General features: G+C 57.2%; 24 protein-coding genes, 2 tRNA genes and 1 pseudogene. 4 read left to right on the plus strand and 23 right to left on the minus strand.

Features of this window, described 5'->3' with window-relative positions; genetic code table 11:
* Positions 1-2: 2 nt before the first annotated feature.
* Positions 3-1,154 carry a pyridoxal phosphate-dependent aminotransferase gene (locus tag RSP_RS08035; protein ID WP_011337890.1) on the minus strand — a complete coding sequence of 384 codons (1,152 nt, stop codon included), beginning with the start codon at positions 1,152-1,154 and terminating at the stop codon, positions 3-5.
* A 167-nt stretch (positions 1,155-1,321) separates the two neighbouring features.
* Here RSP_RS08035 and RSP_RS08040 point away from each other — a divergent pair, with 167 nt between their 5' ends.
* A complete protein-coding gene (locus RSP_RS08040; RefSeq protein ID WP_011337891.1) occupies positions 1,322-2,065 on the plus strand; it encodes a DsbA family protein in 744 nt (247 codons plus the stop codon).
* Positions 2,066-2,400: 335 nt separating this feature from the next.
* On the opposite strand, the gene ispG is transcribed toward RSP_RS08040, so the two are convergent.
* From ispG to RSP_RS08060, 4 genes are all read right to left on the minus strand, one after another.
* Complete coding sequence (gene ispG, locus RSP_RS08045; protein WP_011337892.1) at positions 2,401-3,534, minus strand: flavodoxin-dependent (E)-4-hydroxy-3-methylbut-2-enyl-diphosphate synthase; 1,134 nt, start codon at positions 3,532-3,534, stop codon at positions 2,401-2,403.
* A gap of 130 nt (positions 3,535-3,664) precedes the next feature.
* Positions 3,665-4,879, minus strand: a complete 1,215-nt coding sequence (locus tag RSP_RS08050) for a helix-turn-helix domain-containing protein (protein ID WP_017140227.1) — start codon at positions 4,877-4,879, stop codon at positions 3,665-3,667.
* Between the two features lie 110 nt (positions 4,880-4,989).
* Entirely contained in the window at positions 4,990-6,213 is a 1,224-nt protein-coding gene (gene hemA / locus RSP_RS08055) for a 5-aminolevulinate synthase (protein ID WP_011337894.1), read from the minus strand.
* A gap of 134 nt (positions 6,214-6,347) precedes the next feature.
* Positions 6,348-6,917: a hypothetical protein gene (locus RSP_RS08060; RefSeq protein WP_011337895.1), complete on the minus strand. Its 570-nt coding sequence runs from the start codon at positions 6,915-6,917 to the stop codon at positions 6,348-6,350.
* Positions 6,918-7,146: 229 nt separating this feature from the next.
* Between RSP_RS08060 and RSP_RS08065 the strand changes: the two genes are divergently transcribed.
* Both RSP_RS08065 and RSP_RS08070 read left to right on the plus strand, forming a co-directional pair.
* On the plus strand, positions 7,147-8,520 hold the full coding sequence (locus RSP_RS08065) for a M20/M25/M40 family metallo-hydrolase (protein ID WP_017140228.1): 1,374 nt from the start codon (positions 7,147-7,149) through the stop codon (positions 8,518-8,520).
* A complete protein-coding gene (locus RSP_RS08070) occupies positions 8,517-8,960 on the plus strand; it encodes a GNAT family N-acetyltransferase (RefSeq protein ID WP_011337897.1) in 444 nt (147 codons plus the stop codon). The genes RSP_RS08065 and RSP_RS08070 overlap by 4 nt, the downstream gene beginning before the upstream one ends.
* Positions 8,961-9,156: 196 nt before the next feature.
* Here the strand turns inward: RSP_RS08070 and RSP_RS08075 are convergent.
* From RSP_RS08075 to RSP_RS08085, 3 genes and pseudogenes are all read right to left on the minus strand, one after another.
* Positions 9,157-9,233: transfer RNA gene (locus tag RSP_RS08075), tRNA-Asp, on the minus strand.
* 35 nt (positions 9,234-9,268) lie between these two features.
* A tRNA-Asp gene (locus RSP_RS08080) sits at positions 9,269-9,345 on the minus strand.
* A gap of 89 nt (positions 9,346-9,434) precedes the next feature.
* A pseudogene (locus RSP_RS08085) lies at positions 9,435-10,220 on the minus strand (pirin family protein); the annotation flags it as partial.
* A gap of 155 nt (positions 10,221-10,375) precedes the next feature.
* Here RSP_RS08085 and RSP_RS08090 point away from each other — a divergent pair.
* A complete protein-coding gene (locus tag RSP_RS08090; RefSeq protein WP_023003635.1) occupies positions 10,376-10,708 on the plus strand; it encodes a hypothetical protein in 333 nt (110 codons plus the stop codon).
* Positions 10,709-10,740: 32 nt separating this feature from the next.
* Here RSP_RS08090 and RSP_RS08095 read toward each other — a convergent pair whose 3' ends face one another.
* From RSP_RS08095 to RSP_RS08165, 15 genes are all read right to left on the minus strand, one after another.
* Positions 10,741-14,358 (minus strand): phage tail protein, encoded by a 3,618-nt coding sequence (locus RSP_RS08095; RefSeq protein ID WP_023003637.1) that lies wholly within the window; start codon positions 14,356-14,358, stop codon positions 10,741-10,743.
* Entirely contained in the window at positions 14,358-14,783 is a 426-nt protein-coding gene (locus RSP_RS08100; RefSeq protein WP_023003639.1) for a DUF6950 family protein, read from the minus strand. Before RSP_RS08100 ends, RSP_RS08095 begins: the two co-directional genes overlap by 1 nt.
* A gap of 49 nt (positions 14,784-14,832) precedes the next feature.
* Positions 14,833-15,507 (minus strand): hypothetical protein, encoded by a 675-nt coding sequence (locus tag RSP_RS08105; protein WP_023003640.1) that lies wholly within the window; start codon positions 15,505-15,507, stop codon positions 14,833-14,835.
* A gap of 8 nt (positions 15,508-15,515) precedes the next feature.
* Positions 15,516-16,160, minus strand: a complete 645-nt coding sequence (locus RSP_RS08110; protein ID WP_011337903.1) for a hypothetical protein — start codon at positions 16,158-16,160, stop codon at positions 15,516-15,518.
* 3 nt (positions 16,161-16,163) lie between these two features.
* On the minus strand, positions 16,164-18,485 hold the full coding sequence (locus RSP_RS08115) for a hypothetical protein (protein ID WP_023003642.1): 2,322 nt from the start codon (positions 18,483-18,485) through the stop codon (positions 16,164-16,166).
* 404 nt (positions 18,486-18,889) lie between these two features.
* Positions 18,890-19,222, minus strand: coding sequence for a hypothetical protein (locus RSP_RS08120; protein ID WP_023003646.1), 333 nt, complete (start codon positions 19,220-19,222; stop codon positions 18,890-18,892).
* 126 nt (positions 19,223-19,348) lie between these two features.
* Positions 19,349-19,834: an HNH endonuclease gene (locus RSP_RS08125; RefSeq protein WP_011337905.1), complete on the minus strand. Its 486-nt coding sequence runs from the start codon at positions 19,832-19,834 to the stop codon at positions 19,349-19,351.
* A 165-nt stretch (positions 19,835-19,999) separates the two neighbouring features.
* Entirely contained in the window at positions 20,000-20,419 is a 420-nt protein-coding gene (locus tag RSP_RS08130; RefSeq protein ID WP_023003648.1) for a phage tail tube protein, read from the minus strand.
* A 63-nt stretch (positions 20,420-20,482) separates the two neighbouring features.
* Positions 20,483-20,851 carry a DUF3168 domain-containing protein gene (locus RSP_RS08135; protein ID WP_023003649.1) on the minus strand — a complete coding sequence of 123 codons (369 nt, stop codon included), beginning with the start codon at positions 20,849-20,851 and terminating at the stop codon, positions 20,483-20,485.
* Positions 20,852-20,856: 5 nt separating this feature from the next.
* The gene (locus RSP_RS08140) at positions 20,857-21,321 is read right to left on the minus strand and encodes an HK97-gp10 family putative phage morphogenesis protein (protein WP_023003651.1); all 465 of its coding nucleotides are present in this window, start codon (positions 21,319-21,321) and stop codon (positions 20,857-20,859) included.
* Positions 21,322-21,639, minus strand: a complete 318-nt coding sequence (locus RSP_RS22760) for a phage head closure protein (RefSeq protein WP_011337908.1) — start codon at positions 21,637-21,639, stop codon at positions 21,322-21,324.
* A 1-nt stretch (position 21,640) separates the two neighbouring features.
* Positions 21,641-21,982 carry a head-tail connector protein gene (locus RSP_RS08150; RefSeq protein ID WP_011337909.1) on the minus strand — a complete coding sequence of 114 codons (342 nt, stop codon included), beginning with the start codon at positions 21,980-21,982 and terminating at the stop codon, positions 21,641-21,643.
* Between the two features lie 23 nt (positions 21,983-22,005).
* Positions 22,006-23,115, minus strand: a complete 1,110-nt coding sequence (locus tag RSP_RS08155) for a phage major capsid protein (protein WP_011337910.1) — start codon at positions 23,113-23,115, stop codon at positions 22,006-22,008.
* A gap of 72 nt (positions 23,116-23,187) precedes the next feature.
* Complete coding sequence (locus RSP_RS08160) at positions 23,188-23,712, minus strand: HK97 family phage prohead protease (RefSeq protein WP_011337911.1); 525 nt, start codon at positions 23,710-23,712, stop codon at positions 23,188-23,190.
* Complete coding sequence (locus tag RSP_RS08165; protein WP_011337912.1) at positions 23,709-24,935, minus strand: phage portal protein; 1,227 nt, start codon at positions 24,933-24,935, stop codon at positions 23,709-23,711. Before RSP_RS08165 ends, RSP_RS08160 begins: the two co-directional genes overlap by 4 nt.
* Positions 24,936-24,969: the final 34 nt, after the last annotated feature.

The following is a 24,969-nucleotide window of genomic DNA, read 5'->3' on the forward strand; positions in this document are numbered from 1 at the left end:
CGTCAGCGCCGGCGCGCCGCCATGAAGGCCTCGAGCCGCGCCAGCCCCTCGACGATATCCTCAGTGGCCCGCGCATAGGAGAAGCGCAGCGTCCGCCCGCCCCGCAGGGGATCGAAATCGAGCCCCGGCGTCACCGCCACCCCCGCCTCCTCGAGGATCTCCGCCGCGAAGGCGAGGCTGTCGGAGGTCAGGTCCGAGACATCCGCATAGACATAGAAGGCCCCGTCCGGCGGCGCAAAGCGCGTGAATCCCGCCTTCGGCAGCCCCTCCAGCATCAGCCGCCGGTTCTCGGCATAGACCGCGCGGTTCGCCTCCAGCTCCTGCGTGCAGTCGAGGGCGGCCAGCGCCGCGATCTGGCTCGCATGGGGCGGGCAGATGAACATGTTCTGCGCCAGCCGTTCGACGCGCCGCACATGGTCCTCGGGCACCACGAGCCAGCCGAGCCGCCAGCCGGTCATCGAGAAATATTTCGAGAAGGAGTTGATCACATAGACATCGTCGGTGATCTCCAGCGCCGAGACGGATCTCGTGCCATAATCCAGCCCGTGATAGATCTCGTCCGAGATGAAGGCCATGTCGCGCGCCTGCGCATGGGCGATCAGCGCGTCCAGCGCCTCCTTCGAAAGCATCGTCCCCGACGGATTGCCCGGCGAGGCCACGATGAGCCCCGCCAGATCCTCCACCCCCTCCAGATCCGCGGGCACCGGCTGCAGCCGGTTCCGGGCCTCCGTGGGGATCCCCACCGGCTCGAGCGAGAGCGCGCGCAGGATCTGGCGATAGCTCGGATAGCCGGGCTCGCCGAGCGCCACCCGCTCGCCCGCCTCGAAGAGCGCGGTGAAGGCCAGAAGGAAGGCCGAGGAGGAGCCGGCCGTCACCACCACCCGCCCCGGATCGAGCTCGACGCCGTACCAGCGCCGGTAGAGATCGGCGATCCCCTGCCGCAGTTCCGGCAGGCCGAGCGCCACCGTATAGCCGAGCGGCCCCTCCTCCATGGCGCGCGCGAGCGCCGCCCGCGCCCCCGCCGGGGCCGGGGTGCCCGGCTGGCCCACCTCCATATGGACGATCGCCCGCCCCGTCGCTTCCAGCCTGCGCGCCTGCTCCATCACATCCATCACGATGAAGGGATCGACCGCCCCGCGCCTTGAAACCCGCATCCTCAGCCTCTTACACTTTGCCAGCCGTTCCTGAGACACCGGGGCGCGAAGGTCAATGGCGGCCCGCCGCCGCCCTGCCGCATATCCGGGTTGCCAAATGAACCGGATCGGTGTTCCTGTCCTGACCCGCGAGCCGGACCCTGACCCGCCCCAACCGGAGCCTTTCCATGAGACTGATCCCCCTCGGTGCCGCCGCCCTCGCCGGCGCCCTCGCCCTCGCTCCCGCCGCCCGGGCCGAGATGAGCGCCGCCGAGCGCGAGGCCGTTCGCGCCGAGGTCCGGGCCTATCTGCTCGAGAATCCCGAGGTGCTGATGGAGGCCTTCACGGCGCTCGAACAGCGCCAGCAGCTCGATCAGGTCAATGCCGACCTCGCCCGGCTTCAGGACCATTCCTCGGAAATCTACACCGATCCGGCCAGCTGGGCCGGCGGCAACCTGCAGGGCGACATCACGGTGGTCGAGTTCATCGACTACCGCTGCGGCTACTGCCGCAAGGCCAATGCCGAGGTCGAGGAGCTGGTGGCCTCCGATGGCAACATCCGCTTCGTGCTGAAGGAATATCCGATCCTCGGCGAGGAGTCGGTGCTGGCCTCGCGCTTCGCCATCTCCGTGCTGCAGATCGCGGGCCCCGAGCCCTACAAGGCGGTGCACGACAAGCTCATCACCTTCCGCGGCGACATCACGACCGAGGCGCTCGGCCGGCTCGCCGACGAGATGAAGCTCGACCGCGCGGCGATCCTCGCCCACATGGACAAGGACGAGGTCACGGCGGTGATCGCCGCGAACCACAAGCTCGCCGAAACGCTCGAGATCTCGGGCACGCCGACCTTCGTCGTCGACCGCACCATGGTGCGCGGCTATGTGCCGCTCGACGGGATGCGCCAGATCGTCGAAGGCCAGCGCAAGGGCTGAGCGCCCGCTGCGACCGAGCCCCAAGGCGCCCTCCGGGGCGCCTTTTCTTTTGGAGAAGCCCGAGCCGGAGGCATTCCCGCGGGGCGAAAGACACGCAGAGGCGGGCCGCAGACCCCTGCCCGCCGCTTCTTCGCGACAGGGTTGACAGCCGCAACTCATGGGGCTCGGGCTGCGGTCCCGGTCCCTGCCGTTCACGAAGCGCGAACGGCAGCCTGCGGGCCGACTTTCCTCACGATCCGGCCCGGCTTCCCAAGGTCATGCTCCGGGTGACCGCATCCGCGCGAGGCGATCCGCGATGACGGCCTGAGGCCGCCGCTCGCGTTTGCGACGGTGCGTTACTCGGCCGCTTCGGCCGCCGCGAGCTTTTCGGCCTCGATCTCGGCCGCACGGCTTTCGACCATCGACACGATCTCGTCGATCATCCGCTCGCTGCCGAGCTTGTGGGCCTGCTTGCCGGCCAGATAGACCATCCCCGAGCCGTTGCCGCCGCCGGTGAAGCCGATGTCGGTCATCAGCGCCTCGCCGGGGCCGTTCACCACACAGCCGATGATGGAAAGGCTCATCGAGGTGGTGACATGGGCCAGCCGATCCTCGAGTTCCGCCACCGTCTTGATGACGTCGAAGCCCTGCCGCGCGCAGGAGGGGCAGGAGATGATGGTGACGCCGCGGTGGCGGAGGCCCAGAGACTTCAGGATCTCGTAGCCGACCTTCACCTCTTCCACCGGGTCCGCCGAGAGCGAGACCCGCAGCGTGTCGCCGATCCCCGACCAGAGGAGGTTCCCCAGACCCACGGCCGATTTCACCGTGCCGGCGGTCAGCCCGCCCGCCTCGGTGATCCCGAGATGGATCGGCGCATCCGTCGCATCGGCCAGCGCCTGATAGGCCGCGGCGGCAAGGAACACGTCCGAGGCCTTCACCGAGATCTTGAACTCGTGGAAGTCGTTGTCCTGAAGAATCTTGATGTGATCGAGGCCCGACTCGACCATCGCCTCCGGGCAGGGCTCGCCATACTTGTCCAGCAGATGCTTTTCGAGCGAGCCCGCATTCACCCCGATCCGCATCGAGCAGCCATGATCCCGCGCGGCCTTGATGACCTCGCGCACCCGGCTCGCATCGCCGATGTTGCCCGGGTTGATCCGGAGGCAGGCCGCGCCCGCCTCGGCCGCCTCGATGGCGCGCTTGTAGTGGAAGTGGATGTCGGCCACGATCGGCACCGGGCTTGCCGCCACGATCTCCTTCAGCGCCCGGGTCGAGGCCTCATCGGGCACCGACACGCGGACGATGTCGGCCCCCGCCTCGGCCGCGCGGAGCACCTGCGCGATGGTCGCGGGCGCGTCGGCGGTGATGGTGTTCGTCATCGTCTGCACCGAGATCGGCGCATCGCCCCCCACCGGAACATTGCCCACCATGATCTGCCGCGACTTGCGGCGGTGGATGTTGCGCCAGGGGCGGACATGATTGAGCGACATGGGTGGAAACCTCGGGTGATGGTCGCGTGCAACTTAAACCCGCAGCGGCATCGGCACAACCGGCTGCGCCCAAATGCCCTGCCCCTCGGGCAAGGCACGGCGCGCCCGCGCGATCACATCCGCGCGGGGGTCAGCGGGTTTCGTTCTGCGCGACCGTGACGTAGCGCGCGAGATCCGCGTCGCCGGTCAGGTCCGCCATGGCATATTTGCCGGTGAGCGCCTCGGGCGAGAGGGCCACGTTCTTCACCACCTGCGCACCGGGCGCCGACGGGCCGTAGGTCTCGCCGTTGACGGCGAAATAGAGCGAGCCCGAGTTGCCCGCGCGCAGCACCGGCGGCTCTTCCATCTGCGGCACGACATAGCGTTCGCCCGCGTCGAGGATCTTCTCGAACAGCACCGTCCCGTCGGCCGCCTGCACCCGCACCCACGAGGGGCGCACGGCCAGAAGCTCGACCGTCGGCGGCGCGGCCTCGGCCACCTGCACCTCTTCCTCCACCGGCACGGCAGCGGCCGTGGCGGGGATCGCGGGCAGCTCGAGCGAGGCCTGCTGGACGCTGTCGTTCATCCGCGGATTGATGGCCGCGATCGGCCCGTCGCGCGAGACCAGCACCGGCACGTCGAGCGCCTGGGCCTGCGGACGATAGAGCCGCCCCATGAGGTCGGGCTGCGCCGGATCGGCGGCGGCGAGATCCATCGTGTCGGAGGCAGGCTCGGACCGCACGAGCGGCGCCACCGTGCCGACGCTGCCCAGCGGGTCGATCTCGGCCACCACCTGCGGCGCCTGATCGACCGGCGCCACCTGCACGCGCTGCACCTGCTGAAGCACCGCCCAGCCGCCGTATCCGATGCCGCCGATCAGCGCGAGCAGGACCAGAACCGATCCCACCGCGCCGGGCTCGATGCTGGCCAGCACACTCTCGCCCCGGGGTACGAACAGCGCATTCGGATCCGCCAGCGGATCGCGCCCCTCGCCCTGCGGTCGGGACCGCGGACCGGTATCGCGGCGCGCGCCGGTCACCGAAACGGCCATGCCGTGCATCGTGGTGAAGTTCGCCTCGTGGCAGAAGCGCGCGAAGGCCTCGTCCGGGTCCATGCCGAGATAGCGCGCATAGGAGCGCACATATCCCGCCACGAAGCCCTGCGTCTCGAAGGCCGACACGTCGGCATTCTCGATGGCGGCGATATAGGTGGCCTTGATCTTCAGCTCGCGCTGGACATCGAGCAGCGACTTGCCGAGCGTCGCCCGCTCACCGCGCATCAGGTCGCCCAACCGCAACTCGAAATCGTCGAACCCTTTGGGTTTATCGACTTCGGCCGTCGAAGGTTGTGTCCTCCGCCAGATCATGCGTGTGCCCGTCCTGCCCCGATTTACCCCGGCCGGTTGCTTCCGACTCAGGGGTGCCCTGTCCCGAAAGAAGTAGCACAGGGCAGGGGCCTTTGCATCCGCAGAAGCTGTCAGGCAACGACCTCGGCGCGATTCAGCGCACAGTGCTGCCAGAGCACGTCCATGGCCTTCACGAGGTGATCGATCATGCCGGAATCATGCACGGGCGACGGGGTGAAGCGCAGCCGCTCGGTCCCGCGCGGCACGGTCGGGAAGTTGATCGGCTGGACATAGATGCCGAAATGCTCGAGCAGCATGTCCGAGATCATCTTGCAGTGCACGGGGTCGCCCACATGGACCGGCACGATGTGCGAGCCGTGGTCGATGATCGGCAGGCCGAGCCCCTTGAGGCGCATCTTCAGGATGCGGGCCTGGGTCTGGTGCTTCTCGCGCAGCTCCACATCGCCCTTGAGGTGGCGCACCGAGGCCGCCGCACCGGCCGCCACGACGGGCGGCAGCGAGGTCGAGAAGATGAAGCCCGGCGCGTAGGAGCGCACCGCGTCGCACATCTTTGACGAGGCCGCGATATAGCCGCCGAACACGCCATAGGCCTTGCCCAGCGTCCCGTTGATGATGTCGATCCGGTCCATCAGCCCGTCCCGCTCGGCCACGCCGCCGCCGCGGGGGCCGTACATGCCGACGGCATGGACCTCGTCGATGTATTTCAGCGCGCCGAACTCGTCGGCGATGTCGCAGATCTCCTCGATGCGGCCGAAGTCGCCATCCATCGAATAGACGGATTCGAAGGCCACGAGGATCGGACGGTCCTTGCCGATCGAGGTCAGGATCCGGCGCAGGTCGTCGAGGTCATTGTGCTTGAAGATGTGCTTCTCGGTGCCCGAGCGGCGGATGCCCTCGATCATCGAAGCGTGGTTCAACTTGTCCGAGACGATGACGAGGCCCGGGATCAGCTGCGGCAGCGTCGAGAGGGTCGCGTCGTTGGCGATATAGGCCGACGAGAAGACCAGCGCCGCTTCCTTGCCGTGCAGGTCGGCGAGCTCGGCCTCGAGGCGCTTGTGATAGAGCGTGGTGCCCGAGATGTTGCGCGTGCCGCCCGACCCGGCGCCGGTCGAATCCAGCGCCTCGTGCATGGCCCCCAGCACCACCGGATGCTGGCCCATGCCGAGATAGTCGTTGCCGCACCAGACGGTGATTTCCTTCTCGCTCCCGTCGGGCTTGCGCCACATGGCTTTCGGGAAGGCACCCTTGCGCCGCTCGATGTCGATGAAGGTCCGGTACCGGCCCTCGGTATGGAGCCGGTTCAGAGCGGTATCGAGTGCCAGATTGTAGTCCATCTTCGTCTCCCTGACGCTCGGGCTGCCGAGCAAGCTGGGTGTCATCATCAATTTTCGGCGCAACATGGCCTTGATAAGGATCAAATCCTAAGTCTGGAACCGGCCAATTTGAAACCCGTTCATTGGTCCCTGCGTCAATCGGCCACCGCCAGCACGCAATCCCCGGCGCCTCCGGCCTTCGCGCAGGCAGCAAGCGCCTTCTCTCCCGCCCCCGCTCCGGTCCCGATGCCCCAGCGCCCGGTGGCCGGCGAGACCGCCAGCGCCCTCGGGCCGCGGGCGCCATAGTCGGCCCGGAATCCCTCGGTTGCATCGGACGATAGGCTGAGCGGGCGGCTCTTCCAGCCCTTGGGGCGCACGAATCCCACGATCGCGCACGGCGCCCTGCCCTTGCGCTTCTCCTCGCAGACCGCGAGCGCGGCGCGCGCCGCGGCCTCGGTCGTGTGATGGTTCGCGGCCGCGATGGTCGCCTCCGAGGCCAGCCCCTCATCGGGCGAGACGGCGATGGCCCCGTAATAGGGCTGCTCGCTCACCACCATGCGCAGGAGCGCGCGGTCGTTCTCGGAGAGGAAGGCGACCGGCAGGATCTCCACCTCGGCCTTCGCGGGGGGAAAGAGCATCTTCTTCGCCTCGCGGCCCGTCACCGGCTGGGCGAGCGCAGCCCCCGCCGTCAAGATCCCGAGGGCTGCCACCATTGCCAGACGCATGATCCTCTCCACCTGCACCCTGTCGCGGCCCTCTTAGCCCACCGCGCCCCTCCTGCACAGAGCCTCCCCGTCTTGTGAACGCCCCCCGCCCTGCCCCACGGCCATCCTCCAAATTGACTTCGCCCTTAGCCGCGGCCCATACCGGGACGCGCAGGAGCCGAGTCCGGCGAAGGGCACCGCTCCGCCCGCCGTGCTGCGGCGGACACATTGGACGTGGAAGGACCAGACGATGACGCTCGACGCCGTGCTCACCCGGATCGACACCGGCCTGCCCGAGGCTCTGGACCGGCTGATGGCGCTGTTGCGCATCCCCTCGATCTCGACCGATCCCGCCCATGCCGCCGAATGCGAGGCCGCCGCCGACTGGCTGGTGGCCGATCTCGCGTCGCTGGGCTTCGAGGTCTCGAAGCGCCCCACCCCCGGCCATCCGATGGTGGTGGCTCATGCCCCGGGTCAAGGGCCGCACCTGCTGTTCTACGGCCATTACGACGTGCAGCCCGTCGATCCGCTCTCGCTCTGGGACCGTCCGCCCTTCGAGCCGGCGATCGAGGAGACGCCGCGCGGCAAGGTGATCCGCGGCCGCGGCGCCTCCGACGACAAGGGCCAGCTCATGACCTTCCTCGAGGCCTGCCGCGCCTGGAAGGCCGAGCACGGCACGCTGCCCTGCCGCCTCACGATCTTCCTCGAGGGCGAGGAGGAATCGGGCTCGCCCTCGCTCGTGCCCTTCATGAAGGAGAATGCCGAAGAGCTGACCGCGGATGTGGCGCTGATCTGCGACACCGGCCTCTTCGAATCGCGCACGCCCGCCATCGTGACCATGCTGCGCGGCCTGCTGGGCGAGGAGCTGGTGGTGCGCGGCCCCTCGAAGGACCTGCATTCCGGCATGTATGGCGGGGTCGCGATCAACCCGATCCGCGTGCTGACCCGCGCGCTCGCGGCCCTTCACGACGAGACCGGCCGCGTCACCCTGCCCGGCTTCTACGACGGCGTGAGCGAATTGCCCGAGGCGATCCGCGCCCAGTGGCAGGGGCTCGCCTTCGATCACGCGCGCTTCCTCGGCGACGTGGGCCTCTCGCAGCCCGCAGGCGAAGAGGATCGCACACCCCTCGAGATGATCTGGTCGCGCCCCACCTGCGAGATCAACGGCATCTGGGGCGGCTATACCGGGGCGGGCTTCAAGACGGTGCTGCCCGCCGAGGCCCATGCCAAGGTCAGCTTCCGCCTCGTGGGCGAGCAGGATCCGCATGCGATCCGCGAGGCCTTCCGCGCCCATGTCCGCGCGCATCTGCCCCCGGACTGCACGGTCGAGTTCCACGGCCACGGCAATTCCAAGGCCTCGCACATGCGCACCTCCGCGCCCGCCTTCGAGCAGGCGCGCGCCGCGCTGACCGAGGAATGGGGCCGGCCCGCCGCCTATGTGGGCTGCGGCGGCTCGATCCCGATCGCGGGCCACTTCCAGACGCTTCTCGGCATGGATGCGATGCTCGTGGGCTTTGCGAAGGACGACGATCAGATCCATTCGCCGAACGAGAAATACGACGTCGAGAGCTTCCACAAGGGCATCCGCTCCTGGGCGCGCTTCCTCGCCCGCGTGACGGAATGACCCGCCTGATCCGCAGCGTGGAGGCGGCCGACGAGGCCGCCTTCCGCGCCCTCTGGGCGGACTATCTGAGCTTCTATCGCGTGGATCTCGCCCCCGAGGTGACCGACGCCACCTGGGCCCGCCTCCTCGAGCCCGCATCGCCGCTCACGGGCCGCCTCGTGCTGACCGAGGGGCGCGTACGGGGCTTTGCGCTCCATCACACCCATCTGTCGACCTGGAACCTCCGCCCCGACGTCTATCTCGAGGATCTCTATCTCGAGCCTTCCGCGCGCGGCCTGGGTCTTGGCCGGGCCCTGATCGAGGATCTGATCGCACTCGGACGCGCTGCGGGCTGGGGCCGCCTCTACTGGCACACGGACGAGGGGAACCGGACGGCGCGCGCCCTCTACGACCGCTTCACCCGCGCCGACGGGCACGTCCGCTACCGCCTCACCCTCTGACCCGCCGCCAGCGGCAGAAGCCCCGCCCCCGTCTCACTCTGGAAAAATATCCTCGGGGGGTGCGGGGGGCAGACGGCCCCCCGCGGGCTCCACCGCGCCCCGCCCGGCCCGCCCCGCCCTGCATCACCCGGCCGGCCTGCCCGCCAAAAGCAAAAGGCCGGGCAGAAGCCCGGCCTTTTCGCAATCCTGAAAGAAGTGGCGCGGTTGACGGGGCTCGAACCCGCGACCCCCGGCGTGACAGGCCGGTACTCTAACCAACTGAGCTACAACCGCGCTCTTCTTCCTCACGTTCGGGCGGCGGCGGACGGTGGCGCGGTTGACGGGGCTCGAACCCGCGACCCCCGGCGTGACAGGCCGGTACTCTAACCGACTGAGCTACAACCGCGTGCGCCGTCCGGTCGCCGCCGAACGTGGGGGCGTATTACGCAGCCTCACGGGCGCCGTCAAGCGCCCCCGCGCCGAAAAATGTGAAAGTCATTTCTCCGGGGCCGGAATGAACTCGGCACTGTCGTTCGGTGGCAGGCGGAAGCGCCCGTGCGCCCAGTCCCCCGCCCGCCAGGCTTCGCGCGCGGCCTCGATCCGCTCCTTCGAGGAGGCCACGAAATTCCACCAGATCCAGCGCGGCCCGTCGGCCACGGCGCCGCCCAGCACCATCAGGCGCGCGCCCTGAGAGCCCGCCGTCAGCGCCAGCCGGTCGACCGGGCGCATGACCAGCATCCGCCCCGCCTCGAAGCTCTGCCCGCCCACGCTCACCGAGCCGTCGATGACATAGGCTCCCAGATCCTCGTGCCCCTCGGGCATCGGCAGCCGCGCCCCGGGGGCGAGAATGGCGTCGGCATAGACCGCCTCGACCGGCAGATCGACCGGCGCCCGTTCGCCCCAGGCCTGCCCGAGGATCAGCCGGACGCGCTTGCCCTCGCCCTCGAGCTCGGGCAGCCGGTCGGCGCCCTGATGCACGAAGGCCGCGGCATCGTCCTCGCGGTCCTTCGGCAGCGCGAGCCATGTCTGCAGCCCGAACAGGCTGCCCGGCCCCTCCGGCGCATCCGTGCGCTCGGAATGGGTGATTCCGTGGCCCGCGAGCATCCAGTTCACCGCGCCCGGCTCGATCCACTGGTCGGTGCCGAGGCCGTCGCGGTGGTGGAGCCGCCCGCGCAGGAGATAGGTCACGGTGCCGAGGCCGATATGCGGATGCGGCCGCACATCGATCCCCCGCCCGGTCAGGAACTCCGCCGGGCCCATCTGGTCGAAGAATGTGAAGGGTATTTTACCCTTGTCGTTTCAGTGACTTAGGGCAGCACTTGCCGAGATCGGGCCTCAAGCCCCTGCCCCGATCTACCTACATACGAGTCCCGCGAAACTATCAAGTCGATTGCCAGCCTAAATACATTTAATTTAGGCAAGGCGGATTGCAAAACATGGAAGCTTTATTATTTGGAATTCCGCTATTCGTATTTACAGCCGCCTTTATTGGGGCTCTTTATTCGACTAAGGAATTCAAGTCGAAACGGGGAACCCGAATTGGTCGGATGTTCGATTACCTGATTCACTTCACATTGGCGTTTTTATCGGCATTGGTTCTGTATTCGCCAATATCAGCCTATTTCGGATTGCCTCCTGATTTGCATGGATTTATGGCGCTCATCCTGTCTATGACATTTCACAATATCGCGAATGGATTCACGAAACTGTCAAAAGATAAAGATGCCATTCGCGACTTCATCATTCGATTGTTAGGCGGCAAAAAGTAAAGGGGACCGAATTAACGATCCCCTCTTTATCTTTATCTGCTAATCTGACTGACAATCACCTTCGGACGGTAAACAACACCCTTACCGGTATCCATCACAACTCGAACTTTCAGGTTAGCAATGCGCTCGAATAAGATGCTTGAGTATACACCTCCAATGAGAAGGCCATTCACCGCCAGCGCCTCACCACCCTCCAATTCTTTCGAAGCCAAGTAAATGCTATTGAATTCGGAGTTCGTCCCATACAAGTTAATCCAAGCATTCGGGTTTGCCGCAGTTGAAGCCCACAAGGTGACTGCAATTCTGCAACTCGAAACCGATGAACGACGCCCAAGAGAACAATAGAATTCAGTTCTGATCGGGTTAAGCAATGCTCCTCCGTCATCTTCAGCCGCCGCGAAATTCAATCCAGATCCAAGAGGAATGACACCTTCCCAAACCGAAGTGTCGTCTTTCGTGAATGTCTGGAATTGCTGATAATAAGTCTTCGATACGGCACCAGACACGATCATGTCCGAACGGACTTTCAGACTGTTGAATTCAGCATTTCCATTTTGCTGAATGCGCCATCCCGAAGTGTTTGCAACGAAGTTATTAGATTGCAGCACGTTATTAAAGACAGCCAATCCAGCGGCATTGAAGCTAGAGGTATTGATATGCTCGGCCAGAAGTGAACCAGTAGTGTGATGGTTCGATGTCAGCGTGTTAGAAGAAATGTGATTCCCCTTAACACTTCCATCAACGATCAATTCGCCTCCTGCTGCTTTACGGACGGCCAATGAACCCATTTGGACATAGGAAGCCACGGAGTCATTGCGGATATACATCTGAACCCGAGCGAAAGCCGCATTGGCATGAGCAGTTACGTTAGCCGTTTTTCGATCAACACCAAGGTTAGCAGTATCGGCATAAACGTTTCTTTGCCCGAGCAAAGCACCAGCGTTATTATAGAACGCCAAACGAAGGATAACGTTGGCACCGCCTGAGCCTTGCGTTTGGAGCAGAGCCGAAACGTGATAATCGGTGCCGCCTGTAACGGCGAAGGTAGAAGATTGAACACCAGAATAGTTCGTGTCTCCTGTCCCGTTAACGCTCAACCGCAGAATATAAGGGCTTGCCCAGACAGCATTACCGGCCACGCTGAAAGCTTGGAACGGGCCAAGCCCGCCACCTCCAACCCAAGTTGCCCCTCCGCTGAAAAACTCCGAGAAGTCTGCATCAGGAACAAGGTTCGAGAAGTCGCTAATGGCAACTTTCGACGCAACAACCGATTGGCTGGCAAGTTCCCTAGTTCCGATTGCCCCGGCAGCGATTTGTGCTGCAACCAATTCGCCAATCACATCCGTAGCATTGACGTTCTTGACGTATGCACCATTAGACCATCTATAGGTTTCACCTTTCCAGAAAATCAGCGATGTCTTCTTAGTTGTTGGAAGTGCAGCACCAGCCCATGGAGTGATTGGCTCAATCCCCAATGCGAAAGAAGCAATATCGACACTGCCCGGAGTCGGAGCAGCAACAAGCTCAGATACCCATGCAGAACCGTTCCAGCGGTAAAGCTTGCCAGTCGGAACCTGCATAACTAGTTGATCGAGTTGACCGGTAGCCGGAAGAGTCGTCACGGGTTTAACACCATGACGAATTGCCGTTTCCTTCATTTGATCGAAGATAGTGTCGTCAAGATCAATTGGCGAAATCCGCACATTCGGGGTAGTCACATCAATCCAATTTGAATATCTCCAACGGACACCCGATTCCGGCTCATGCACCTTTGCTCGAACCTGATAGATTTCATTCGGAAGAAGTGACTCAGTAATAATAACCGATCCAACATCAGTGGCTTGAGTCGTGCCAGTGACGACAACTGCCCCCGATGATTTGAGCCGAACTTGGTAATTCACAGCGTCATAAGACGTCCCGTCGTCTGCGAGATCCCACGAGACTTTAATCCCCGGCATCCGGTCATTACCGGCAGCGTCTTTGACGACAACTCCCGCAACTGCCAATCCATCCATTCCGATTTCCTCTTGGGGAACCGGGGGCGGTGGCGGGTAATAAGGCGCAATGGAGTCGTTAGCGGCGTCAATGTCGTAATCCGCAGGATTCCGCTCTTTGATATCGATTTGAACATTCAGCGTCATCGGGTTTATGCGAATTTGCTGGATTTCAAATACCTTCGCATCATAGAATCTGGAAGGCGAAGTCCATGAAATCGAGTCCAACGGCTTCAATCCGAGGTAGCTTGGAGGCAGTGTAAGAGTATGAACACGTCTGCGACGATGGTCTGCCGCAGCTTCCCGCATCAATCTGCGAACCTGTCTCGGGAACGGGACTGCCGACAGTTTGATATCTGCCACAAGTTCAAGCCCTTGGTCCGCAGTCACCCATTCCGGCTTACTAAATGGTTCGGCTTCAGTCGATTCCCATACGGCTTTCGGATCGGGATAGGTTGCCCGAACTGTGTTGTAGCTCTCATTCAGCCCTTGGAATGGCCGTTCCGAGATCGGATCGGAGACAATGATCACGTCATCGGTGATATGAGCAACTGGTGCAGCCGGAGCCCCGGCGCGGACATAGAAATACCCACCAGCTTCCGCCATTTCGGCCCCGGCTGCTTTCAACAACTCTTCGATAACTTCCAATGGTTCTGTATCGAGGCTGATCTCGATACCAGCTTGATAACGTTTACGGTCTGCTTTCCAGTCGGTGGAATTCGGCTGCGTCCCGTTCTCGTCGCAAACGTTCATCGCTGCGAACCAAGACGACAATGGGAGTTTTTCGGCGGGAGCCCGAACCCCATAAACAAGGCCGTCCGGCATCGTGATACCTCGAATGAGGTTGTAGACCATGACGATTGGGTTTGCCGTAAACGTCCAAGTCGAGCGGTCATTCCACCGCTGCGGACCTGATCCCCCTACTGAGGAGTCTTTACGCGGATCATAGAGACTTGCACCTTTTACAATGAAACGAGTTGAAGGAAGCTGACTGTAACGCTCATCATCGTAATAGAAGCTAGAAATTACATAAGCACAGCCCTTAAGGATATGTTGAGTTGTCCAAGGAAATTGAGGATGCTCGCCATAGGACTCTAACAGATAATCGTCTGCGGCAGTCTGGTTTCCGAGATACCAACGGAATCTAGCTGTCCCGTCCAGATCGCCCGAGACCTTACGTCCAAACTCGTTATTCCCGTCATCGATGATCGTTTGCTCTTTGCCATCAACGATCACGCCTAGAAGTTCATTGATCGGGAGATCCGAAATCACCGTGACGTAGTTCAACCAGTAATTCAGCTTCTTACGATTGGAGCCATGCCGCGAAAGCGGAGCGACGGCCAAACAACCGTTAGTAGCGTAATAGCCAAGAATGATCTTTTGGGGCGTCTTTGAACCAGAAAGCGTGACGTCTGTTTGAATGCCCCCGCTCTCGAATGTCGGTTTTGGGGCAAGCAATCGGCTCAGGGTCGAAAACGCAACAGAGAGTCCGACCTGCACGATGAATGCGGCTGTAGCGGCACTCCATCCCGTAATAGCGACAATGGCACCCGTAACCGGATCTGCATGAGCTTCGCGGACATCTGAAGTGAATGAGTCAATCGGAGTGATTGAAGTAGTGCATAGAGCAGCGGCTTTGATAATTGAGAAGGACATTATTGATCCTCCCCGAAACGAAATACTTTAGTCGCATTGAACAAGGGGACTCTAATTAGCCCTTTCTCACTCATGGCGAGGATGAAGCTTCCGCCGACTAAACCTACAGTCCATCCGGTCTCGGCAGCATCGCCTTCAAGCAAGGCCAAATCCCCAAATTGCGCCATGGCAACCGGGATTTCCGATCCGTTCTTTACAAACCAGTCAGCTTGATTTTCGTAACCGTTCTTCTTCGCAACACGAAGACCGCCGAGTGACGTTGTATAACGCCCCTTCCATTCAATAACGGGATTTATCCCGGTAATGGCTTCGACACATTCGCCACCGAACATGGCGCAGTCTGTAATGCCGTATTGGAATTCTGCGAATTCGTAATCTCGAATTACCGCAAACAGTCGGCTTTTATAATCGGATAGTCTTGACATGAAAATACCTCGAACAAAGAAGATTCGAGGTATTTAGATTGTCTATTTCTTATGGCTGCGGCTGAACCTTTTTCTTAAAGTGATCCAAGACGGTCCCCATAAGGATGCCAGCAAAAGAATTAACCTCCTTATCGCCTTTCTTTTTGCGACCCCAGAATACAGTTTGGTTTCCGGCAACCGATGAATACAGACGTCCTTTGTCGTTCGGATCACGTTTGCGTTGATCGGCATCCGACTGACGAGAATACAGCGGTCTAGATCCATTTCTCAATGAAGATGCAAGAGTAAGGCTTGCAGTCGATTCACTCGTGTCTGTGGAGATATCGATTGAGTCAATGAAGCCTTCAAATGCCGGGGTGACACCTAGAAAGCCTTCGGTCTCGGGGTCAATTAGCCCAAGGTGAATTTGAATAGGAGCGAAGGTGCAGTCATACACCCGAATAGCCTCCACCACTTTCGGATCTAGAATGCTCAGAGCAACGTTCTGCGTCTGGATATTGGTTCCGCTTGAGTAAACCAGATCATCGATACTCAACAGCCCGCCCGCTCCTGCATAAGTTCGAGTTTGACCAGCAACAGAAATGGTCGTCGGACCAATACCATTCCAAATCCCCGATTCCTCGATTGCTCCCGTTTCCCTATTCTTCGCGGAAATCCACAAAAACCAATATGGCTGGATAGTCGTCCGGGATAATGCGGCCTGTAACGTCGAATTCAATTGCATGGATCACCTTACTGTGTTGAAAATACTTGTTGGAAATCGAATTGATAGCCACTCGCACTATCTAGCCCAATCGTGCCTGTCTTCATCGATCCGGGAATGTATCGGCATGTCGCCCATGGATAAGTGAGGTATGCCGATGCACCATTCGCTGGCACGAAATTGGCACGAAATGGGTTCAACATCTTGATTGATATCGTTCCGTTGAATGCTGCCGTTTTAGTTTCCGCAAATTGATAGATCACAGAAACGCCGTTTTGGATCACACTGAAATAATCGCCTGTCGTGATCTTGTAGTCCGCAGGCAAACCAGCAAGGTTCACGGTGTATCCGGCAACTGGCGAAGTAATCGTTACGGTCGCACTTCCTAATTTAGAACCAGTAGGATCAGCTTGCGGATATTCGTATTTCGGAGGGCAGAATGCGAAATAGTTTCCGGCAGTCTGAATAGAACGAATTGCAGTTTCTATTTCGCGGGCAACTTCGATACTCGTCGGAGAGCAAGTAATCGATCCCATCCAGATACGAGGGCCGAGTTGATTGACAGTCATCGCACCCGAATAGGACTGGCTGGAAATTAAGTTTTCGGACAAGCTAAATGCGTAGTCTCGAATCTTGAGTTTGTATTGAAAGTTTTGAAGGTTATAAACAGTCATTTTTTACCTCTTACGCGGGTCTTTGCTGATAATTGCGTTTCTTTGGGGCTGCGTTTTCGAATACTGATTCAAGCCCTGTTGTGTGATTTTGACTGAGGTTTGAGCAGACTTATCTAGAATGCGAGCTTCAAGATCTGGACTCATGCTCAGGTCGAGGTGAACACGTTGAGCAGCCCCGCCCATCATGTTCATGGACTCACGGTTGCTGAGAACCTGTGCCCCACGCGGCATGGACACAAGCTCAGGGCCTCTTTCTCCAACCCATGAGAGTCCGCCTCTCCAGCCACTCGTGCCATTCGCATTGGCTCCTATTGCTCCTCCTCCAAGGATCCCGGCAACACTTCCCCAGAAGCCACCGCCACCGCCAAGACTGCCGAGGAATGACGTGAATGCCCCGTTAGCGAGGTTACTTGCCAGAGAAGCGAAGAAGTTGCTTAGGGCCGATCTTGCGCTCTCCGATCCAGTGACGATGCTGGAGAACATGTCTCCCAATTGTCCCTTGAACCTATCGATTGCAGCATCTTGAGTTTTCAACCGTTCTAGCTCAGTCACCAAACCGGCAATCTTCTGCCCCTGTAGAGACGATGCAGTTACCCCGGCCTGACGTTGGGCATTCCAAATTTGCTCGGCTAGAGCGGTCTGGCCCATAGTATTTTTCAGTTGCTCGATATCGCCATTAAGAGTCCTGATGGTCTCTTGGTATTTCGAAAGCTTCGCAGAACCACCACCGGCAGCATCCCCGCCCGAGATATCGCCAATTCCTTTCGTATTCAGATCAGGCAGTTTCGGAACGTTCGGATTTGAACCGTTTGCATCACGTTCGGCTTTAGTCTTGGCCTGCATAGCGTCGTAGTCCGACCGGGCTTTAGCCATTGCATCGGCAAATCCTTGACCGGAATCGACCAACGAAGATGCGCCATTCGTAACAGCGGACATTCCTTCTGACATTGTGGCCTTTGCCCCGGCAATTAATGCCTTAGCATCACCGGACATTTCGACGCCAATGTTGATTTTCGGAATTTTATCACCGGGTTTGATAGCGTTTATGCCATCGATTGCTATGTTGATGCCCTGCCCGATTTTCATCATCAGCTTGGCGAATGCAGCTTCCGCTTGACCGAAGGCATAGGCAAACGCGCCATAGATCACTTTGCCGACGCCCTCGAACATCGAACCAATGGCGCTCAGACCTGTCTTGATCGTGTTTTCGACTCCGGTCCAAATTGTTCCGGCAAGTTGCATGGCATTAGATACCCCGCCAACGGAGTCCACAAGGTTGAGCGTCTGATAAACGATTTCGCCGATGACGACGGCTAGGGCTCCCCATCCAGTCCGCACCAATGCTGCCCGCATGAGCGTCAGAGCCCCGGCAAGGCCAAGGGTGTAGACACTGGCGGCAAGTGTCGCAGCCCCGTAGGCGGCCAGCCCAACGGCTCCTGTAGCGGCGTAAGTGGCAATCCGACCGATGTTGTCTGCCAGAACCATGAGGCTGGATCCAACTGCCTGCCCCATCGTGGCAAAGACCGTGCGGATACCGTCTGCCTGAGCTAGGAAGACCTGAAGACGAGTGGAGACTTCGGCCAGCGGGCCAGCGAACCCGGACACGAAGATGTTGCCCCATCCCGAGACAATCCCTCCGATACCCGACAGGTTTGCCGAGAAGGTCGATAGGTTTTTGATAACTTGATCGGATAGAATTTGACCGGTCGAAAGCAGTTCTGCTTTGATCCGTTTGAATTCGGCACCGTTATTTGCCAGAAGAGGAGCGAGCTTCGAAGCCTCGTCGGATAGACTCTCCCACAAGAAAACCTGAGTTTCTAGAGGAAGGTTCATTCCCTCCATTAAGCTTTGGATCTCGATCAGACGTTGCTCGGGCGGCAGCCTGAGTATATCCTTTGCGGAAACTCCCTGCGGCTTCGCAACCATTTCCATGAAGTCCTTCATCTCACCACCACCGGTAGCGAGATATTCACCGAGTCGATCTGCGCCATCCTTCAGAATGTCGGACACCTTGTCTGCCTCGATACCATATCGTTTCGCAGCGCTAGTAAGGGCTTGATATCCCTCAGTAGAAAGACCTAATGCATTGGCCTGACGTTCAACTTCCTTGGCGTTGTTCGCCATCAAAACCGTGCCAGTAGTTACGGCAGCACCCATCGCCGTTCCAATCGCCGCAGCGGCCTTGCCGATCTTCGCAGCAGTTTTGGTAAACGAGGATTCAAGGTTCTTCGCACCTTTTACAGCCTTGCGGCCACCGGCCTCGAAAGCCGCTGTATCGAGTGAAAGGTTCGCCCGTAAAGCCCCGACTACTGATGCTAAAGACATTATTGAAATCCTCGCGAAAAAATTACTCCATTATGTATGACCAAACAAAAAGCCCCGGATCTACTCCGAGGCTTCTGCAATTACGTTTCCAGCCTTAATTAGATGATCGTTATATCGCTTCATATCTGCGATCAACTTCTTATTGCGCTCTTTAGGTGAAAGCTTTGGCTTCAATTCCCTATGGCGGATGAGCAGTGTTTCGAGTTTGGGCATCTTATCAACACGGCTTAGGACGGCGGTGTAATAAGCAGTTCGAATATCGTTATCGTATTGCGTTTCTGCTTTCTTCCTTGCTGCCTTCATGAAGATCGAAAATGTTACCTGATTCAAATTCCAGAATGCATCGGGAGTATTTGGATAGGAAATGAGATAGGTCTCATACAGATCAGCGATTGTTGGCGGGGTTACTTCGCCTTCTTTCTCCCCGCCTTCGGCTTTCCCGCCTCTGCCGCAGCCTCATCGATATCCTTGTTGATCGAAGCAACCAGATCTTCGAAATAGATGGCCAACATTTCCCCTGCTTCTTCTAGGGTCACTTCGGGTTGATTCACCTTGAGACCGCAATAAAGCAGCGTTCGCCATTCAGTTACATTAAGCTGGCCCGATGCCATGCGGGCCATAACTTCGAGTCCGTTCGATCCCTCAACCATGGACTCGTATTCCGCAAGAGCATTGAAGTTCAAATCAAGCTTCATGCCGTTCTGGAATGTGTAAATACCTTTGCTATTCGTTTTCATTCTTATTCTCCAAGATGTGTTTTTCGTTATTCTCTAGCAGACGATCCACGCTTGCGGATTCAATCTTTAGTCTCTCAATGTCAGGATGCTTTTCGACCTGACATTCAAGCTCATCGTTATTTATGTTCAATGCACCCTCCTAAATTCGCCATGAAGTCTCATCGCTGCAGCTTCCCGGACTGCAATCGCCGTCTCGATATCATCAAAACGCCCCAAATAGTGATTGACGCCTCCACGACCGATAGAGGCTACGAATTTGTTTCCTGACTTAAAGATGCCAGCGTAACCGCTTTTGTTACTCGCATAAATTTTTCTATTCAGATTGTTCTCTTCAACTCTCGCCAGTCGGATATTCGATAGGCGGTTGTCACTCGGATCTCCCGAAATGTGATCGATGGTCATACCTTTGGGGATGTCGCCGTAATGCATCTTCCAAATTAGACGATGAGCGTAATAGAGCACCCCATCACAATAGACCTGCCAGTAGCCTCGTTTATTGATGCAGCCTGCATGACCTGATTGCCCTTTGCGGATCAGATATCCGGTTTCGGAATCGTATTTGAAAACTTCATTCAGGCGTTCTTGGCTCGGCAATGGTTTTGATTTAAGCATTTTGGTTTCTCCGTTATCTTATTGTTATAAAATATTTAGAAAAACCGAGATTTCCGAATGTGATATTTAAGCAACAAATCAGGCCATTTGAGAAATAAAATGCAATTTCGTGAAATAAAAAACCCGACCTAAGCCGGGTTCTCTTCGTTATTGATGTTGTCGAGATTACGGGCCAACCACCAAGGCGTTAATGCTGAAGGTAGCTTCGGCTTCCATCACATCGCCCACAGGGATGTTTCTGGAATATCCCTGCATGAAGCCTGAATAAGTCGAAACAACTGGACCATCTTCGCCCTTGAGCGTGACGCGAACTTTGACAGTCTCGCCGGAGTCCTGAAGTTCAAGCAAAAGGTCATCAGTTGCGCTGCCCGGAACATAGTGCATTGCAGCGGTCATGTCTGAAAATTCGCCTAGACCGGGAATGTATTCTTTCTTTCCACTCGGACTTTTCTGATGAGTTACTTCGATTTTATCGCGCGTAAATTCAGGCAACGTGATATCCGTAACGTAAGCCAATTCGGTCCAAGTCGGAGTAGCGCCGCGACCGATTTCGACCTTAGCATCAATTCCAATTGCAATAGTCATTTAAATCCATCCTTCTAAGTTGATACCTTTATGCGGTATGTAGAGGATGGGATTTCGGACCCATTAAGAATGGAAAACTCGAAAGTCGATTGAATAACGAAGCACGATATCAGCCGGATTGGAAGTGTCTTCGCCCGATCTAACCTTATCCAGAAGAATTACCTTGATAGGATCATCGCCGGATTGATCGTTGTAACCGTCCAGAACCATGACCGCATTCTTAATAGTCAAGAGATCGGCCATATCTTCGGCCCAAATATCAACTTGAATCATCGATTGCCGCAATGGCGTTCTACCTTCCATCGTATGATCCCCTAATTCGGTGATAAGGGATAGCCTGATGTATGGACGCGGTGTATTTGCGGGAGCCCGAATCCAATGGACTTCGATGCCGGATGCGTCTGTAATGAGTTGTCGAAGTTGTCTTTCCATTGGTCTTATCCTTTCGCGGCCTTGGCTCTGGCCCGATCTTGTCGTTTAATGGCCTTTTGAATTCTTGCGGCCATTTCGTCTTTCAGGATGTTAAGCACATTCTCTTTTTCAGTTTGCCACGCGGGGCGAAGATAGGGTTGAGGGGAAGTCTCCTCAGTTCCAAACTCTAGCAAATGCCCCTTGGGGGAACCTGCCCCGGCATACATCACAAACGAATGCTTGCCCTCTTTTCGCTCAAGCCTCTTCTGCGTCTTGTTGAGTTTATCCGTTACGATAATAGAATCGCGAAGATCCCCTTCATCAACCGGGGCGGCAGACTGTGCAGCATCAGCTACCGGCTGCATTGCTTTCTTCATGGAAGTCTTGATAAGCCGCTTTTGAGTAGCCAACTTTTCGAGGGACATGAGGTTCTTTTCGAGTTCCCGAAACGACTTCTTATCGATCTCCATACCGGACTTGTTCTTCGCCATTTACTTCCGCGCCCCACAAGTAATTTCCATCCATTGCCGGTCATCGGAGATTTTGACGTTCTCAATATCAAGATCTCGACCATCGTAGCGGATGCGATATTCGTTATTCAGAGACAGAGATTTTGAGTGCCGAATTACAAACCGCATGGAGATTTGCCGTTGAGCGATTGCAGCCTGAATACGCTCCCCATCAGAGATATAAGAGACCTTTGCCCATACCGATTTCAAAGGCGCATACGTCTCTTTCTTCGATAATCCATTGTCAATCACTTGCCTCGACAAGATCGTAATCCGCTTATCCAATAGTCCCGTATGCATTTCAGATTGTCCAATTCGTTCTGAGATTGGCGATTAGCATTCCAAGGCCATAGGGGACTTGATTGGTTCCACGATCCGATAAAACTTCCCTGTTTGTATACCAATGGAGTGCAAGGATCATAATCGCCAAATCGTATTCAGGCGGGGCATTCTCATCATTTGGAACGCCAGTAATTTTAGAGACGTAATTGATAGCGGCATCTAGAAGAAGCTGGATATACGAGTCCTCGAAGTCATCGTCTATCCGCGCATGAAACTTGAATTTTTCTAAATCGACCATTGCGCAATTCCTTATAATCTTTCCGGTATTTAGAAAAAGAAAAAGCCCGCCGAAGCGGGCCATTTTCCTTATGTTAGTCGCCGAGATTAGGCGATAACGAGCTTCGCGTAAGCGTCACCGTTAAGCACAACAGAACCGTAACGAAGATTGCCTTCAACGAAGATCACGTTCGATTGCTTATACGGGTTGATCTGGACGGTTACACCTTCGGCGCGAACCGCAGTCAGGAAGGCGCGCTTGTAGTTACCGAACACAACCGGCGTCTCTTCCGGGAGGTAATCGTCAACATGCACAGGACGACCGTTGATCATCGTAACGCCCTCTTTGATTTCGAGAACGAATTGCGAGTTAGCCTTGGCTTTCGAAAGAGCCGCAGCAGTCGTGCCAGCCATCAGGTAAGCGCCGTTGTTGCGATCAACCGTCTTCACTTTGTAAGCAAGATCGATGATCAGTTCCGGCGTAACCGAAGCGCCGCTCAGTTCGATGCCAGCGGTAAGGATGCCTTGCGGGTCGTCATTTAGGCCAGTGCCGTTGATAAACCCATCGGCCATGTCGGCAGCGAAGTCTTCCGCAAACTGATCAGCGATGAACGAGATCACGTCCGTTTGAAGGTCCATAGCGGAATGCTTGGTAACGGCGACGTTCGAACCCACATCGGTCCAGATCGGCTTTTTAGAAACGAGCGAAGTAGTGTTTTCGCCGCGAACCGTGGTTTCCCCACCGCGAGTAACAGCCGAACCACCCGAAACCATGATGCCAAATTCCGAAGTGCCGGTAACGACATACTTAGCAAGACCAGCAAGAGCCGAATAACCCCGAGCAGCAGCGATAACTTCATCCGAAACAGTGCGCGGAATGACGTTCGCTAGGCCAGTGGTGGCAAGAGCCTTCTGTTCGAACGCTTGTTTTGCTTCGAAGCTTTCCGGGTTAGCAAGCCAGTTGCGGAACGCGGACTTGCATTCATCGGCAGCTTCGGCAGCTTTACCCGACACAGGACGCGCGGCGGCGGTTTCCAGAGCGTTCAGGCGAGCTTCAAGAGCCGACTTGGCCGACAGAGACGCCGCAAGTTCGGCTTCCATGCGAGCCATTTTTCCTTCAAACAGAGCGTCGGCAGATTTAACGCCTTCGACTTCCGAACGGATAGCTTGAATCAACTGGTTCGAAGCTTCAATGGCATTTTTAAGTTCAATAGTCATGTTTCTTTCCTTTTTGCAAAATGGAATGGTTTCATTCGTTTTGATGCATTATGTAGGACGTTAAAATCAGGCTTATTTCGCAGTAAGCAGTTCAATCCGCTTAAGCATTAGCGAAAGCAATTCGCGTTCCTCATCGAATTCTGTTTTGACCGCAGTGATAGTGGCGAGTTCGTTTGCAGGAAACGTGACAAGCGAGACTTCAAAAAGATCAACTTCTTTAAGCAGTCGGTCGCCGCTATTCGAATACTCGTAATCAAGGGTCCGATAACCAATAGAGAAGCTATCGATTGCTCCCATCATTGCTAATTCGCGAATCTCCTTTCCTTTTTCGGTATTAGCAAAGCGGCCTTGGATGAATAGACCTTTATCATCTTCAATCATTTCATCCCAAACGCCAATAACTTCGCGGGGGTCATGCTGCCAAAGCATTTTGACTCTGCGGCCAGAAGCGAGCGATTTAGTGAAAGCCCCCGCAACGACAACATCCCCGACCCTATCGCGATTGCCGAAGATGGAAGCGTAACCCGATACGGTCATATCCCCATCATCTTCAGCTTTGATTTCGAATTTAAAGTGTTTGAATTCCATATCGCTCATTTGCTGCTTTCCTCTTTCTGAATAGCGGAGTTTTCATACCCGCCTTTGAGCGGAGTTCTGGCCCATTCATCCGCAATAGGATCAAGGCCCAATTCATAACGGCATTCGTTGACCGACATGATTGCAGGACTTCCACCAACGCCCGTCACTGATGCGAAGAAATCTTTTAGGGCAGAATGGTCCCCGCGAAGTAATTCGTGCTCATCAAAATCAAACAACAGATTTGGTTCGGCTTGGAGCAGTGACGCTGCTAATGCTTGTTCAAAACGAGCTACCCAAGGCATGAGGGTATTGCGGACATGCGCCCGTTGGATCTCGGGAGTGATAGTCCCGGACGCCATCAGATAAGCCGGATGCACCCGGAAGATGCGAGCTATCTCTTCGACCTGATACTTGCGGCTTTCGATAAGTTGGCTATCAACCGCGTTCTGTTGGATCGGTTTGAAGTCGGTCGAATATCCAGATGAAATCAGGATACCGCCTTCCCCATTCGATGAGAATCGGTCCTTCCAAAGTGCGATGATTTTGGCACGGGTATCTTCATCCAGAGCAACGCCGTCTTCTGGATCACCGATGCTCAAGACACCTGAAGGTCTTCCACCATTCGAAGCCGTCTGAAGAGTCTGGCCTTCAAGGGCGTTCGCGATACCGACAGCCTTTCTGGCGGTCTCAATAGCGGAGATAGACGAATACCCGTCAAGCGACAAACCACGGAAGAATAGACAATCCTTAGCTGCGAATACGCGGCTGGAACCATCGGTAAACCTTACCCGGAAATTGTATGATCCATTAGTGAGGATTTCCATTTCCCAAATACCGCTAGGGATAGGCAAGAGTTCGCGGACTTCTCCACCGACAACGGTTTTGAGTGCCAATGCGCCTTTTCCGAGCACGGCATTTGAAATCATCATTTCAACAAATTCAAATCGGGTCTGATAGGCATTTGGCTTATTAATCAGCTTTGACGCCCAATGATCTTTCCGAATTGTTCGCTTTGACAGCCCGTCTACTTCTTTTGTCTCGATAATATTGATAGGCATGGAAGCTACACCTTCCGCGATTGTTCGGACTGCGCACATAACAGCCGGGTTCTGCATCGCAGTTGTATTGCTTAGTGCCGGGGCAATAGAAGACGATCCGCCCCACCAGCCGAACGCCTCAGAGATCCTACTAATAACGGTCGGCTGATTGCTGCCTGACTCTCGTTTGCCAAATCCGAACATGCTTATCCTCGCAAGTATAATACTTTGCGATATT

Source organism: Cereibacter sphaeroides 2.4.1 (assembly GCF_000012905.2).
GTDB lineage: Bacteria > Pseudomonadota > Alphaproteobacteria > Rhodobacterales > Rhodobacteraceae > Cereibacter_A > Cereibacter_A sphaeroides.